13 protein-coding genes are annotated in these 13,775 nt (G+C 57.1%); 10 read left to right on the top strand and 3 right to left on the bottom strand.

Translation table 11 applies throughout. The annotated features are described in order from the left end of the window. Positions 1-81 precede the first annotated feature (81 nt). The gene (gene deoC / locus JL015_RS26075) at positions 82-861 is read left to right on the top strand and encodes a deoxyribose-phosphate aldolase (RefSeq protein ID WP_201020511.1); all 780 of its coding nucleotides are present in this window, start codon (positions 82-84) and stop codon (positions 859-861) included. A gap of 304 nt (positions 862-1,165) precedes the next feature. Here deoC and JL015_RS26070 read toward each other — a convergent pair whose 3' ends face one another. After that, positions 1,166-1,510, bottom strand: a complete 345-nt coding sequence (locus JL015_RS26070) for a pentapeptide repeat-containing protein (protein WP_201005471.1) — start codon at positions 1,508-1,510, stop codon at positions 1,166-1,168. A 95-nt stretch (positions 1,511-1,605) separates the two neighbouring features. Continuing rightward, positions 1,606-3,141 carry a bifunctional aminoglycoside phosphotransferase/ATP-binding protein gene (locus JL015_RS26065; RefSeq protein ID WP_201020510.1) on the bottom strand — a complete coding sequence of 512 codons (1,536 nt, stop codon included), beginning with the start codon at positions 3,139-3,141 and terminating at the stop codon, positions 1,606-1,608. 130 nt (positions 3,142-3,271) lie between these two features. On the opposite strand from JL015_RS26065, the gene mrcB reads away from it, so the two are divergent. From mrcB to JL015_RS26050, 3 genes are read left to right on the top strand one after another with little or no spacing between them, the layout of a single operon-like run. Beyond that, positions 3,272-5,596, top strand: a complete 2,325-nt coding sequence (gene mrcB, locus JL015_RS26060; RefSeq protein WP_201020509.1) for a penicillin-binding protein 1B — start codon at positions 3,272-3,274, stop codon at positions 5,594-5,596. A gap of 16 nt (positions 5,597-5,612) precedes the next feature. Then, positions 5,613-6,341 carry a tetratricopeptide repeat protein gene (locus JL015_RS26055; protein WP_201020508.1) on the top strand — a complete coding sequence of 243 codons (729 nt, stop codon included), beginning with the start codon at positions 5,613-5,615 and terminating at the stop codon, positions 6,339-6,341. After that, the gene (locus JL015_RS26050; protein WP_201020507.1) at positions 6,341-6,667 is read left to right on the top strand and encodes a YqcC family protein; all 327 of its coding nucleotides are present in this window, start codon (positions 6,341-6,343) and stop codon (positions 6,665-6,667) included. The genes JL015_RS26055 and JL015_RS26050 overlap by 1 nt, the downstream gene beginning before the upstream one ends. Here the strand turns inward: JL015_RS26050 and JL015_RS26045 are convergent. Next, complete coding sequence (locus tag JL015_RS26045) at positions 6,664-7,083, bottom strand: DUF4124 domain-containing protein (RefSeq protein WP_201020506.1); 420 nt, start codon at positions 7,081-7,083, stop codon at positions 6,664-6,666. The genes JL015_RS26050 and JL015_RS26045 overlap by 4 nt on opposite strands. A gap of 400 nt (positions 7,084-7,483) precedes the next feature. Between JL015_RS26045 and JL015_RS26040 the strand changes: the two genes are divergently transcribed. The 6 genes from JL015_RS26040 (at position 7,484) to msrQ (ending at position 13,472) form a co-directional block, all read left to right on the top strand. Then, positions 7,484-9,208, top strand: coding sequence for an acetolactate synthase 3 large subunit (locus tag JL015_RS26040; RefSeq protein WP_201020505.1), 1,725 nt, complete (start codon positions 7,484-7,486; stop codon positions 9,206-9,208). A 2-nt stretch (positions 9,209-9,210) separates the two neighbouring features. Next, positions 9,211-9,702 (top strand): acetolactate synthase small subunit, encoded by a 492-nt coding sequence (gene ilvN, locus JL015_RS26035; protein ID WP_025258538.1) that lies wholly within the window; start codon positions 9,211-9,213, stop codon positions 9,700-9,702. A 53-nt stretch (positions 9,703-9,755) separates the two neighbouring features. Next, on the top strand, positions 9,756-10,772 hold the full coding sequence (ilvC, locus tag JL015_RS26030) for a ketol-acid reductoisomerase (protein ID WP_200994731.1): 1,017 nt from the start codon (positions 9,756-9,758) through the stop codon (positions 10,770-10,772). Between the two features lie 145 nt (positions 10,773-10,917). Beyond that, positions 10,918-11,775: a CDP-diacylglycerol--serine O-phosphatidyltransferase gene (pssA, locus tag JL015_RS26025; protein ID WP_201005457.1), complete on the top strand. Its 858-nt coding sequence runs from the start codon at positions 10,918-10,920 to the stop codon at positions 11,773-11,775. Between the two features lie 63 nt (positions 11,776-11,838). Next, a complete protein-coding gene (gene msrP / locus JL015_RS26020; protein WP_201020504.1) occupies positions 11,839-12,852 on the top strand; it encodes a protein-methionine-sulfoxide reductase catalytic subunit MsrP in 1,014 nt (337 codons plus the stop codon). Continuing rightward, positions 12,852-13,472, top strand: a complete 621-nt coding sequence (gene msrQ / locus JL015_RS26015; protein ID WP_201020503.1) for a protein-methionine-sulfoxide reductase heme-binding subunit MsrQ — start codon at positions 12,852-12,854, stop codon at positions 13,470-13,472. The genes msrP and msrQ overlap by 1 nt, the downstream gene beginning before the upstream one ends. Positions 13,473-13,775 lie beyond the last annotated feature (303 nt).

Below are 13,775 nucleotides of genomic sequence, written 5' to 3'. Positions count from 1 at the left end.
CTTTTCTCTGACTGAGCTGCGTCCATCTCAGGCGAAGGCCACTCGTATATCGTCCTGCTCATATTTTTCGGAGCGGGACGTATGAAAGAAATGACCGCAGATGATGAGCGACTGGCTCTCCAGATTTTGAGCCTGCTTGATCTGTTCGCCTTTAGCAGTGATGACACCGAGCAGCGGATTGTCAGTATGTGTCAGCGCGCAGTGACACCTTTGGGAGCGGTGGCGGCTGTGTGCGTGTCCCCGCGTTTTGTCTGTCTGGCGCGCACTACGCTTGATCGTCTGTTTGCCCCGAAGGTCCGGGTGGTGGCGCTTGTGAATTTTCCCTACGGTGGCCCTGGCATTGAGCCTGTTCTGGCCGAGGTGCGTTCAGCTGTGATGTCGGGAGCTGACGAGATAGATGTCGTCTATCCGTTTCACGCCCTCTTGTCCGGCGACCAACAAACCGGCATGGATATGATTACGGCCTGCAAGGCCGAGTGCGGCAGCCGCGTGGTGCTGACCGTTACCCTGGAAACCGGTGGGTTGCGTGACCCGCAAATCATTCTTCACGCTTGTCGCAGCTCGATTCTGTTCGGCGCCGATTTCCTCAAGACCGGAACCGGTAAAGGTGTGGTCAGTACAACGCCGCAAGCCGCACGCATCATGCTTGAGTCGATTGCCGAGGTAGGCGGGCAGGTTGGCCTCAAGGTTGCGGGAGGAGTCCGTACCTTCAACGATGCAAGAGGCTTCATGGACATGGCGCGTTCCCGTTTCGGACCGCACTGGCTCAATGTCGACAGGCTGCGTCTGGGGGCTTCGAGCCTGCTGGATGACTTGCTGGTGAGGTTGGGTATGCAGGAGCCCGACATCAATAGACCCTGAAAAACAGGCAAAAAAAGACCCGGCAAAAAGCCGGGTCAAAAACCGTGATTAGCCTGATGAGGAGATAATCCTGAAAGTCCGAACCAAGGTCTTTCAGGCTATCGGCCAGTCTCGCGACCGGTTGTGATAATCATAACGATTCTCATTTCTAAGTCAACAGTTCTTTTTTCGCACGTCAATGCCGCACCGAATCCGACAGGAACGAACTCATTCGCGAAGAAGGTATGAAGAGAAAGACATCAAAAAAATCAACGCAACACAAAGCCCGCATGCATTGCGCACGCAGGCTTGATGGATGTGTTGCTTAGCGCGTGTGGTAGCGCATCCGGGTCCCGAAGGTCACCGACATCCGGATCTCATCCGCCGACAGTTCTGGCGGGAAGAACGCTCCCGAGATTTGTGCGTGCGCGATGCTTGCGCCTTCCATCGGGGTGTGGCGCAGGTCCAGGCCGCGAAGGTCGGCAGAGCGGAAGTAGGCGTCAGTAAAGTCGATGCCTGTTGGATCAAGAGCGCGCAAGTCCAGGCCCCTGAAATCCCCACCGACCATATCGATCGTGCCTGTTTTGGGCTTCTCTTGATTGAAGCCTTCGACATCATCTCTACGTAACAGCATGTAAAGCGGCGAATCGAGCTGCTTGGGCTGGCTCATGGGTGCCTCTGGGGTTCGTTGGAATTATGGCGCCATTATATCGCCATCATTGTCGGGCCGTGAAGCACTAGCTGCCAAACGGCTCAACGTTCATTTCACAGTCCTGGCAGGCGCTGGCGAAGGTTTTCGACAAGCTCATCCAGGTCGCTGCTTTTATGGGTCTCAACGTGCTTGCTACGCAGGCGTTCGTCCGCTGTTAGTGGCTCGCGACTTGCCTGTTGAGCTTCGATGACCTCCAGAGTGGCGTCCGAAGGATCGTTATTCTGTTCCTGGCGCTGCTTGAGCCAGCTGGCAATGACGGCCTGTGGCGCTTCACAATCAAGAATCAGAAAAGGCACACCTGTTGTTTCGGCAGCTTTGGCCGCAGCATTACGTTGTTCTTGCTTGAGGTAAGTCGCATCGATGACTACCGAGAAGCCAGCACGCAGAATGGTTTCGGCCAGTTCGTGCAGGCGGTCATAGGTGGCCTTGCTGGCTTCAGCGTTGTAAAGCTCGGAGCTCTCTGAGAAAAGGCGTTTGCGCTCGACATCCGAGCGCAGGCGAATGGCGCCCAGCGACTCGACCAGACGCATCGCCACATGGCTTTTACCCACGGCAGAGACACCATGGGTAATGGCCAGGAAGCTGGAGGGGATAGCGCTGTAGCTCTCGGCCAGATTGGCGTAGTTGCGATAGCGGCGCAGTGTGGCAGCCCGCTGTACACCGTCGGCGTCTGCCGGCTGGCTGAACAGTGCGACCTTGGCGCGAACCAGAGCGCGATAGGCTTTATAGAAGTTGAGCAGTTCCAGGCCCTGATAGTCGCCGGTCTGTTCCAGGTATTGGCTGATGAGACGGCGCGACAGGGATTTCAGGCCGCGGTCTTCAAGGTCCATGGCCAGGAAGCCGATGTCTGCGTAGACGTCGGTCATGCGGAAGGGCTCATTGAATTCGATGCAGTCGAAAATCACTACCTTGCCGTCGATCACCGTAGCGTTGCCCAGGTGAATGTCACCATGGCACTCGCGGATGAAGCCGTCTGCCTTGCGCTGGGCAAGCAGGGGCTTGAGGCGCTCGAAACTGGATTCGGCCCAGGCTTGCAGGGAATCAAGTTGTAACAGGTCGGCCTTTTCACTGAGGAGCGGGCGAATCTGCTCGAAGTTCTGCACGACCGGTGCCATGACGCTGTCTGGAGAGCCCAGCTCATTCTCGGTGGTGACTGTCGGCACACTGAGGTGGGCGTCGGCAATCTGCTTGGCCAGCTCGTCGATGTGCCCGACCGTCAGCTCGCCATTGGCTTGTAGGGAACTGAGCAAACCTTCCTGCGAGAACTGACGCATCTTGAGGGCGTATTCGAGGACTTCACCGCTGCCACCCAGTTGTGGCGCTTCTGCCGGGCCGGTGACCGGGATGACTTCCAGGTAGAGGCCTTCGGTCAGGCGCTGATTGAGGCGCAGTTCTTCATTACAGAAGTGTTCACGAGCGGCGAGGGTGGTGAAATCCAGAAAGCCGAAATTGACCGGCTTCTTGAATTTGTAGGCATAGGTGCCGGTGAGCAGAACCCATGAAATGTGTGTCTCGATGACCCGGAAGTTCTCTACCGGATGGGGGAAGAGGGCGGGATTCTGCAGGGCTGCAATCAATGACTGGCTCACGGGCGATCCTTCAAGAGTTGATTCAGAATGTAAGTGCTCATGGCCGCCATTATGGCCGCTTGGCGCGAGGCTGCAAACCGCTTGCTCGGGCGTCTGTCGGTCGTTGGCAAAGTGCGTATAATCCGCGGCCATGACTCGATCTCGCACTTCTCGTACTTCCAAAAAACCAGCTCCCCGTGGCCTTCCCAAGTGGTTGGGCTGGGTGCTGAAGCTCAGTATCGTCGGCTTTGTGGCGCTGGCTTGCGTTGCCGTTTACCTGGACGCGGTGGTCCAGGAGAAGTTTTCCGGCAAGCGCTGGACCATTCCGGCCAAGGTCTACGCACGCCCTCTGGAGCTGTTCGTAGGCCAGAAACTGAGCCGCGATGACTTCCTCATAGAACTCGACGCTCTGGGCTATCGCCGCGAAAGCGTGGCCAACGGCCCGGGCGCGGCAGCGGTCAATGGCAATACGGTCGATCTCAACACTCGTGGTTTTCAATTCTACGAAGGCACTGATCCTGCGCAGCAGGTCCGCGTGCGTTTTTCTGGCGACTATGTGGCGGACCTGACCTCTGGCAGCAGTGGTGCAAAACTGGCGGTGGCCCGTCTCGAACCGCTGATGATCGGCGGCCTGTATCCGAAAAATCTGGAAGACCGGATCCTGATCAAGCTCGATCAGGCACCTCCGTATCTGCTCGATGCCCTGGTTGCAGTCGAGGATCGTGATTTCTACAGCCATATGGGTGTATCGCCCAAATCCATTGCCCGTGCTGTCTGGGTCAATACCTCTCAGGGGCAGATGCGTCAGGGCGGCAGTACGCTGACCCAGCAGTTGGTCAAGAACTTCTACCTCACCAACGAGCGCAGCCTCACGCGCAAGCTGACCGAAGCCATGATGTCGGTGTTGCTGGAGCTGCATTACAGCAAGCAGGAAATTCTGGAGGCTTACCTCAATGAGGTGTTCGTCGGTCAGGACGGCCAGCGTGCGGTGCATGGTTTCGGTCTGGCCAGCCAGTATTTCTTCAGCCAGCCTCTGTCTGAACTGAAGATTCATCAGGTGGCATTGCTGGTAGGGCTGGTCAAAGGGCCTTCCTATTACAACCCTCGTCGCAACCCTGAGCGGGCGCTGGAGCGTCGCAATCTGGTTCTCGACCTGCTGGAGCAGCAGGGCGTTGCAACGGCGCAAGTCGTCGAGGCCGCCAAGAAAATGCCTTTGGGTGTGACCAAGACCGGCAGCCTTGCAGACAGCTCGTTCCCGGCATTCCTGGATCTGGTCAAGCGTCAGTTGCGTGAAGACTATCGCGACGAAGACTTGACCGAAGAGGGGCTGCGGATTTTCACCAGTTTCGATCCGATCCTGCAGATGAAATCCCAGGCGGCCATGGACGATACGTTCAAGCGGCTGGCCGGGCGCAAAGGCTCGGACGAAGTGGAAGCGGCCATGGTCGTGACCAATCCCGAGACCGGCGAAGTGCAGGCATTGCTGGGCAGTCGTCAGGCCGGGTTTGCTGGCTTCAACCGCGCCATCGATGCCGTGCGGCCGATTGGCTCTCTGGTCAAGCCGGCGATCTATCTCACCGCGCTTGAGCGTCCGAGCCAGTACACCCTGACCAGTTGGGTGGCCGACGAGCCGTTTCAGGTCAAGGGTGCGGATGGCCAGATCTGGAAGCCGCAGAATTACGATCGCAAGGCGCACGGAAACATTTTCCTGTACCAAGGCCTGGCGCATTCCTACAACCTGTCGACCGCCAAGCTGGGGCTTGAGCTGGGTGTGCCCAACGTCTTCAAGACCCTTGCCAAGCTGGGCGTGACACGCGAGTGGCCGGCTTATCCGTCCATGTTGCTGGGTGCTGGCGGCTTGAGCCCGATGGAAGTTGCCACCATGTATCAGACGATTGCCAGCGGTGGCTTCAATACCCCAATGCGCGGTATTCGTAGCGTGTTGACTGCCGAGGGTGAGCCGCTCAAGCGCTATCCGTTCCAGATCGAGCAGCGCTTCGATCCGGGTTCCATCTATCTGGTGCAGAACGCAATGCAGCGAGTGATGCGCGAGGGCACTGCCAAGTCGGTCTACAGCGTATTGCCATCGACCTTGAATCTGGCGGGCAAGACCGGCACCAGTAACGATTCGCGCGACAGTTGGTTCGCAGGTTTCAGTCAGGATCTGCTGGCAGTGGTGTGGATGGGCCGTGACGATAACGGCAAGACGCCGTTCACCGGAGCCAGTGGTGCCTTGCAGGTCTGGACCAGCTTCATGCGCAAGGCCGACCCGCTGCCGCTGGACATGGCAACGCCGGATAACGTGGTCCAGGCGTGGGTCAATGCGCAGACTGGCCAAGGGTCGGATGCCAACTGCCCGAATGCCGTGCAGATGCCGTATATTCGCGGCAGTGAACCTCAGCCCGGTGCAACATGTAGCGGTAGCCCGGCACCCGCCACTGAAGTGCTGGATTGGGTCAAGGGTTGGTTGAATTAAGCAATGAGGGTGTGACGTGAATAAATGGTTGATTCCGGCTGTAACGACCCTGGCGTTGCTCAGTGGTTGTTCCAGCGTGCAGCGTGGCTCGATCCCGGTCGTGGATTCGGGCTCAAAGGTTTCTAACAGTGAGCGTGTTTCGGCTTCGCGCAATACAGCGTATCGGGCCAATACCGTTCAGGCTCCTCAAGCGCAGGCAGTGCCACAGGATTCCGGTGTGGTCGTGATGGTTCCAGGTGGCGGTGCTGGTGCGGGCCAGACTTTTTCTGCGCCTGCGGCCTCGTCATCGTTCAGCATCGATACGCCGCCGGTCAATCAGCAGCCGATCAATTCGGCTCCGGTGAGCAACTACAGCATGCCGGCAGCCTCGGCGCCGAGCGGTATTCCTTCCAGTTCGTCCGGCCTGTCGGCTGACGAACAGCTTGATGGACCGGTATTGGCGCTGCTGACCACCGCTCAGCAGCAGCAAGGCAGCGGCGACCTCAATGGCGCATCGTCGAGTCTTGAGCGTGCCCAGCGTGTAGCTCCGCGTGAGCCGCAAGTGCTTTATCGTCTGGCCCAGGTCCGTCTGGCTCAGGGCGATGCCGCTCAGGCTGAGCAACTGGCTCGTCGTGGCCTGACTTATGCCAATGGCCGTGCAAGCCTGCAGGGAAGTCTTTGGGAATTGATCGCCCAGTCTCGTGAAAAACAGGGTGATTCGGCTGGCGCTGCACTGGCTCGTCAAAAAGCCCGGACCAATTTCTGATGGACCAGCGTCTGCCTGAAGTAGCCGAACAACTGCTGCTGATCGAACGTGAGTTGAGGGTGCTGGGTTGGTGGAGTGACACACCTCCCAGCGAAGAAGCGCTTTCCAGTACCGAGCCGTTCAGTGTCGATACCCTGGAGTTCGAGCAGTGGCTGCAATGGATTTTCCTGCCCCGCATGAAAATCATTCTGGAGAGGGATCTTCCATTGCCCAACTCGTCGGGGATTCTGGAGATGGCCGAGATGGTCTACGCCAGTCGCCAGGGTGAAGCCCGTAAGCTGCAGGAACTACTGGCTCAGTTCGACCGGTTGATCAGTCAGTCTTAACGGCAGTATTCAGCGATAGTCCTTTCCGTTTCGGCAACACGCGCCTTGCGTTGATCATCCGTGAGGCGCTTTGTCCCCCCTTCTGTCTGTTCGCGCACTCGCGGATTGTTCTGCAGTTGCGCGAGGTTGTTGCGCAGGACTTCGCAGTTGTCGGCCATTCTGGCTTCCTGAGCCCTTACCTGTTTCTTGACCCTGGCATCGATCTCCTGCTGTTGAGGGTCTGCCTGGCTGGCCGTTGGCGCGGCAGTAGTGGGTGGTGGCTTTTGCACATTGATTTCTTCTACCTGCTGGCCTGCCGGTGGCTGTGCATCGAAATGCGTGACCCCTTGGGCGTCGACCCATTTGTAGATTGGGGCGGCCTGGCTGGTGGTGCTGATCGCCATTGATAGTGCTGCCGCGAGAATCATCCAGCGCATGGTACTTCCTTGAAAATTCTGTGCGTCGCAAAACTACCATATACAACGGTCTTGAGTCCGAATCTGTCCCCCTTATCGGGTGCTGCCCGGAAGAAAGCTCACGGATTGCTTGACTTGCGGGGGGCGAATCACAACAATTCAAAGTTCGCTGTAGAAGGACTGCCAGAAGCAGACCGTCTCGGTAGATCATGAGGCGCACACCCGCGCCGACCTGTAACACCCGCAACGCGTTACCTCGCGCTGGGTGGGAATGTCCCGCAACACTCAGGGACATCCCAATACTTGCTCAGTCAGTGCTGACGTAGTCGGCGACCACCGTCGCTCATGCTCTGCTTGGCAGTAAACCTAATAAGACCCGTTCCGCAGTGAACGGTATTCTGGCGTTTTAGAGGTGAACAACGTGGAGCTTTTATCTGGCGCTGAAATGGTCGTCCGCTTCCTGCGTGACGAAGGCGTTAAGTACATTTACGGGTACCCGGGTGGCGCCCTTCTGCATGTCTACGACGCACTGTTCAAAGAACCGGCTGTGAACCATATCCTTGTTCGTCATGAACAGGCGGCTACGCACATGGCTGACGGTTACGCTCGTGCGACCGGCAAGGCTGGTGTGGTTCTGGTGACATCCGGTCCGGGTGCGACCAACGCCATCACCGGTATCGCCACTGCCTACATGGACTCCATTCCAATGGTGGTGTTGTCCGGTCAGGTTGCCAGCACGCTGGTCGGTACCGATGCGTTCCAGGAGACCGACATGATCGGTATCTCCCGTCCAATCGTGAAGCACAGCTTCATGATCAAGCATCCTTCGGAAATTCCGGAAGTCCTGAAGAAGGCCTTCTACCTGGCGCAGTCCGGTCGTCCGGGTCCTGTGGTCGTCGATATTCCGAAAGACATGACCAACCCGGCCGAGAAATACGAATACGTATTCCCGAAAAAAGCCAAGCTGCGCTCCTACAGCCCGGCCGTTCGCGGTCATTCGGGTCAGATCCGCAAGGCAGTTGAAATGCTGCTGGCTGCCAAGCGTCCTATCATCTATGCCGGTGGTGGCGTGGTCATGGGCAACGGTTCCGAGCCTTTGACCGAACTGGCCAGACAGCTCAACGCTCCTGTCACCAACACCTTGATGGGGCTTGGCAGCTATCCGGGCACCGACCGTCAGTTCGTCGGCATGCTGGGTATGCACGGCAGCTACACCGCCAACCTGGCCATGCACCACACCGATGTGATCCTGGCCGTGGGCGCACGCTTCGATGACCGCGTCATCAATGGCGCGAGCAAGTTCAGCCCGAACGCCAAGATCATCCACATCGATATCGACCCGGCTTCGATCTCCAAGACCATCAAGGCCGATGTGCCTATCGTTGGGCCGGTTGAGAGCGTGTTGACCGAAATGGTCGCGACCCTCAAGGATATCGGCGAGACCCCGAACAAGGAGTCCGTTGCTGCCTGGTGGAAGCAGATCGATGAGTGGCGCGCCGGTGGCGACCTGTTCCCTTACAACCGTGGCGATGGCAGTGTCATCAAGCCGCAGACGGTCATCGAAACATTGTGCGAAGTGACCAAGGGCGAGGCTTACGTTTCCTCCGACGTGGGTCAGCACCAGATGTTCGCGGCTCAGTACTACCGCTTCAACAAGCCTAATCGCTGGATCAACTCCGGTGGTCTGGGCACCATGGGCTTCGGTTTCCCGGCGGCCATGGGCGTCAAACTGAGCTTCCCGGACGCAGATGTTGCGTGTGTGACCGGCGAAGGCAGCATCCAGATGAACATCCAGGAGCTGTCGACCTGTCTGCAATACGGTCTTCCCGTGAAGATCATCCTGCTCAACAACGGCGTGCTTGGCATGGTCCGTCAGTGGCAGGACATGAGCTACGGCGCTCGTCACTCCCATTCCTACATGGAGTCGTTGCCTGACTTCGTGAAGCTGGTCGAAGCTTATGGCCATGTCGGCATTCGGGTCACCGATCTGAAAGACCTGAAGCCGAAAATGGAAGAAGCCTTTGCCATGAAGGATCGCCTGGTGTTCCTCGACATCCAGGTCGATGTGACCGAGCACGTCTACCCGATGCAAATCAAGGACGGCTCCATGCGCGATATGTGGTTGAGCAAGACGGAGCGTACATAATCATGCGGCACATCATTTCCCTTTTGCTGGAAAACGAACCGGGTGCATTGTCTCGTGTCGTCGGCCTCTTTTCGCAGCGCAACTACAACATCGAAAGCCTGACTGTGGCGCCAACCGAAGACCCGACCCTGTCGCGTCTGACGCTGACTACCGTCGGGCACGATGAAGTGATCGAGCAGATCACCAAGAACCTCAACAAGCTGGTCGAAGTGGTCAAGCTGGTCGATCTGTCCGAGAGCGCTCACATCGAGCGTGAACTGATGCTGGTCAAGGTCAAGGCCACCGGCGCCCAGCGCGCCGAGATCAAACGCACGACGGATATCTTCCGTGGGCAGATCGTTGACGTGACGGCCAGCGTCTACACCGTACAGTTGAGCGGTACAAGCGACAAACTGGACAGCTTCATTCAGGCCATCGGCACCGCCGCTATCCTGGAAACAGTACGCAGTGGCGTGACGGGCATTGCCCGTGGCGACAAAGTGCTGAGCATTTAATTAACTCAATTAGCAAATGGCCTGAAGGCCTAGATAGATAACAGGGGAATTCCATGAAAGTTTTTTACGACAAAGACTGTGACCTTTCGATCATCCAGGGCAAAAAAGTCGCCATCATCGGTTACGGTTCCCAGGGCCACGCTCAAGCGTGCAACCTGAAAGACTCCGGTGTTGACGTCACTGTTGGCCTGCGCAAAGGTTCGGCTACTGTCGCCAAAGCTGAAGCTCATGGCCTGAAAGTAACTGACGTTGCTTCTGCCGTTGCTGCTGCCGATCTGGTCATGATCCTGACCCCGGATGAATTCCAGGCTCAGCTGTACAAGAATGAAGTCGAGCCGAACCTGAAGAAGGGCGCAACCCTGGCTTTCTCCCACGGCTTCGCGATTCACTACAACCAGGTCGTGCCACGCGCTGACCTGGACGTGATCATGATCGCGCCAAAGGCTCCAGGCCATACCGTACGTACCGAGTTCGTCAAAGGCGGCGGTATCCCTGACCTGATCGCTGTTTACCAGGATGCTTCGGGCAACGCCAAGAACGTCGCTCTGTCCTACGCTTCGGGCGTTGGTGGCGGCCGTACCGGCATCATCGAAACCACGTTCAAGGACGAAACCGAAACCGACCTGTTCGGCGAACAAGCCGTTCTGTGCGGTGGTACCGTTGAGCTGGTCAAGGCTGGCTTCGAGACTCTGGTAGAAGCTGGCTACGCTCCGGAAATGGCTTACTTCGAGTGCCTGCACGAACTGAAGCTGATCGTTGACCTCATGTACGAAGGCGGTATCGCCAACATGAACTACTCGATCTCCAACAACGCCGAATACGGCGAGTACGTGACCGGTCCGGAAGTCATCAACGCTGAATCCCGTCAGGCCATGCGCAACGCTCTGAAGCGCATCCAGGATGGCGAATACGCGAAGATGTTCATCAGCGAAGGCGCTACCGGCTACCCATCGATGACCGCCAAGCGTCGTAACAACGCTGCTCACGGTATCGAAATCATCGGCGAGCAACTGCGTTCCATGATGCCTTGGATCGCGGCGAACAAAATCGTCGACAAGAACAAGAACTAAGTTCTTCCGTTCTGAAAGGACGCGGCCAATCGGCCGCGTTTTTTCGTTATGGGATCAGTGTCTGGTATAAAGCTGCATCGTTTGTCGACGAACCCTCGTCGCAGACACCTGTCGAATCTTTTCAAACCGCTGCAAGGTAATGTCCATGAGCGAACGTCCTGAAGAGCCAAACAAGGCCTCTGACGCCGAAAGTCTGCTACCTATCGATGAACATGTTGAAGAAGGGCACGACGCCGAAGGGCGCAAGGTCCGCCATCGCGGGATCTATCTCCTGCCTAACCTGTTCACTACTGCGAACCTGTTTGCAGGTTTTTACTCCATCATCAGTTCCATGAGTGCCCAGAGCGCCTTGAGCGCGGGTGATTCGGCTGCGGCGAGCAAATATTTCGCTTTCGCGGCCATCGCCATCTTTGTCGCGATGGTCCTCGATGGTCTCGACGGTCGTGTGGCGCGCATGACCAATACTCAGAGCGCTTTTGGCGCCGAATATGACTCGTTGTCGGATATGGTCGCCTTCGGCGTTGCGCCGGCACTGCTGGCATTCGGCTGGGCACTGGGCGATATGGGCAAGGTCGGCTGGATGGTCGCCTTCATCTATGTGGCTGGTGCAGCGTTGCGACTCGCCCGTTTCAACACCCAGGTGGGCAAGGCGGACAAACGCTACTTCATCGGCCTCGCCAGCCCGGCTGCTGCGGGTGTGGTTGCCGGTACGGTCTGGGCTTTCAGTGACTTCGGAATCCAGGGTTCGAAGCTGTCTTTCCTGGTGGCCTTGCTGGTCGCTGCGGCGGGCATGTTGATGGTCAGTAATATCAAGTACAACAGCTTCAAGGAGCTGGACTTGAGAGGCCGAGTGCCGTTCGTTGCGATTCTGGTGGTTGTATTGGTGTTTGCAGTGGTGTTCAGCGACCCACCGCGCATTTTGCTGCTGATATTCCTCGGTTATGCGCTATCCGGCCCGGTTCAATACCTGTTACATCTTCGTCGCCACAAGTCCGCCGACTGATCGGATATCCCTCATACTTCGTAGACTGTAGGTGCATAAGCTCACCAGGTTTACGGAGTTGCCATGCTGATCAAGTTGCCTTCGACGTCCGACTCCAAAGAGTCGGACGTTACGCCTGAAAAAATCTATCTCTCACGTCGCGCGCTACTGGCCAGCTCACTTGCTGGTCTGGCGGTTACGGCTATGCCGCGTCTGGCGAGTGCGCAGGATCCATCGCGATACGCCGATGTCGAGGCCGGGAAAGCGCCTGCCTGGTTTTCCGAAAAGCTGCCAGGCACGCAATGGCAGGCCGTCAACGTCAAGGATGAGGCGATCACGCCCTTCAAGGATGCGACCCATTACAACAACTTCTATGAGTTTGGAACCGACAAGGGTGATCCTGCTCGCAATGCGGCGTCACTGAAGACTGAGCCGTGGAGTGTGGTCATTGATGGTGAGGTCGCCAGGCCGGGGCGCTATGCCCTGGAAGACTTCATGAAACCCTACCAGTTGGAGGAGAGGATCTACCGGCTTCGCTGTGTAGAGGCGTGGTCGATGGTCATCCCCTGGATCGGTTTCCCTATCTCGGCATTGCTCAAACAGGTGGAGCCTACTTCCAAGGCCAGATACATCCGTTTTGAAACGCTTCAGGACCCTCAATCCATGCCGGGGCAACGCTCCGATTTTGCATTGATCGACTGGCCTTATGTAGAAGGGCTGCGCCTGGATGAAGCCATGAATCCGCTGGCCATTCTTGCGGTCGGCATGTACGGGCGGGAGTTGCCTAACCAGAATGGCGCGCCGTTGCGATTGGTCGTGCCCTGGAAGTACGGTTTCAAAAGCGTGAAATCCATCGTGCGCATCAGTCTGGTCAGTGAGCAACCGAAGACCACCTGGCAAAGCATCGCTGCCAATGAATATGGTTTCTATGCCAACGTAAACCCTGAGGTCGATCACCCGCGCTGGACCCAGGCCCGTGAGCGTCGGCTGCCGAGCGGGTTGTTCAGCCCCAATGTTCGTCAGACCGAGATGTTCAACGGGTATGCCGAAGAGGTTGCTTCTTTATATGCCGGCATGGATCTGAGGAAGGACTATTGATGCGATATCCGTTTTGGCGTGTTGGGGTTTTTCTGGCTGCCTGCGTTGCTCCTGTCCTCTGGCTGTATCAGGCCTGGATCTTTGCCCTGGGGCCGGACCCGGGCAAGGTTCTGGTTGATCGCCTTGGATTGGGAACGCTGATCCTGTTGCTGATTACTCTGGCGATGACGCCTTTGCAGCGAGTGACGGGCTGGGCAGGGTGGATTGCAGTGCGCAGGCAGTTGGGGTTGTGGTGTTTTGCCTATGTCATCTTGCACATGACGATGTATGCACTGTTTATCCTCGGGCTGGATTGGGGGCAGTTGGGGGTAGAGCTGGTCAAGCGGCCTTACATCATCGTCGGCAGCCTGGGTTTTCTCGGGTTGTTGGCTTTGGCCGTGACGTCCAATCGCTACAGTCAGCGGCGCTTGGGGATGCGCTGGAAGAAACTGCACCGGCTTGTTTATGTGATTCTGGGGCTGGGGTTGTTGCATATGCTCTGGATCGTCAGGGCTGATCTCAAGGAATGGGCTTTATATGCTTCGCTTGGTTCGGTGTTGTTAATCCTGAGAGTCCCAATGATTGCGAGGCGAATCCCCCGGTTCGGCACCCGGAAAGCAGCGGGTTCGATAAAAAGCTGAAATTAAGTGTTGACGGGCGATTTAATGTCTCTATAATTCGCCCCACTTCCGGCGCGGACGGAACTGAAAAAGCCTTGTAGATCAATGGTTTACAAGTGTTTATCAGGTTCTGGAGTGGCTTCGGAAGTGCTTCGGTCGCAGCCTGATCGATAGCGGTTCGAGAAAGAGTTTGACACTGCCTTCGGGTGCTGTAGAATCCGCCTCCCGCTAACGAGCAACGCGAAGTTGATCGAAGCGCAAGTGGTTGAAGTTGCAAAGGAAACTTTGAAACTTGTTGAAATAACCGCTTGACAGATACAGAGG

The sequence above is a fragment of the Pseudomonas cichorii genome (genome assembly GCF_015471405.1).
GTDB classification, from domain to species: Bacteria; Pseudomonadota; Gammaproteobacteria; order Pseudomonadales; family Pseudomonadaceae; genus Aquipseudomonas; species Aquipseudomonas serbiensis.
This window is presented reverse-complemented; position numbering and strand designations above follow the sequence as displayed.

What these genes read in the sequence shown, in the direction of transcription:
- JL015_RS26050 (WP_201020507.1), top strand. Translation starts at nt 6,341, where the DNA reads ATGGACCAGCGTCTGCCTGAAGTAGCCGAACAACTGCTGCTGATCGAA.
- msrP (WP_201020504.1), top strand. Translation starts at nt 11,839, where the DNA reads ATGCTGATCAAGTTGCCTTCGACGTCCGACTCCAAAGAGTCGGACGTT.
- msrQ (WP_201020503.1), top strand. Translation starts at nt 12,852, where the DNA reads ATGCGATATCCGTTTTGGCGTGTTGGGGTTTTTCTGGCTGCCTGCGTT.
- JL015_RS26045 (WP_201020506.1), bottom strand. Translation starts at nt 7,083, where the DNA reads ATGCGCTGGATGATTCTCGCGGCAGCACTATCAATGGCGATCAGCACC.
- JL015_RS26070 (WP_201005471.1), bottom strand. Translation starts at nt 1,510, where the DNA reads ATGAGCCAGCCCAAGCAGCTCGATTCGCCGCTTTACATGCTGTTACGT.
- ilvC (WP_200994731.1), top strand. Translation starts at nt 9,756, where the DNA reads ATGAAAGTTTTTTACGACAAAGACTGTGACCTTTCGATCATCCAGGGC.
- pssA (WP_201005457.1), top strand. Translation starts at nt 10,918, where the DNA reads ATGAGCGAACGTCCTGAAGAGCCAAACAAGGCCTCTGACGCCGAAAGT.
- deoC (WP_201020511.1), top strand. Translation starts at nt 82, where the DNA reads ATGAAAGAAATGACCGCAGATGATGAGCGACTGGCTCTCCAGATTTTG.
- mrcB (WP_201020509.1), top strand. Translation starts at nt 3,272, where the DNA reads ATGACTCGATCTCGCACTTCTCGTACTTCCAAAAAACCAGCTCCCCGT.
- ilvN (WP_025258538.1), top strand. Translation starts at nt 9,211, where the DNA reads ATGCGGCACATCATTTCCCTTTTGCTGGAAAACGAACCGGGTGCATTG.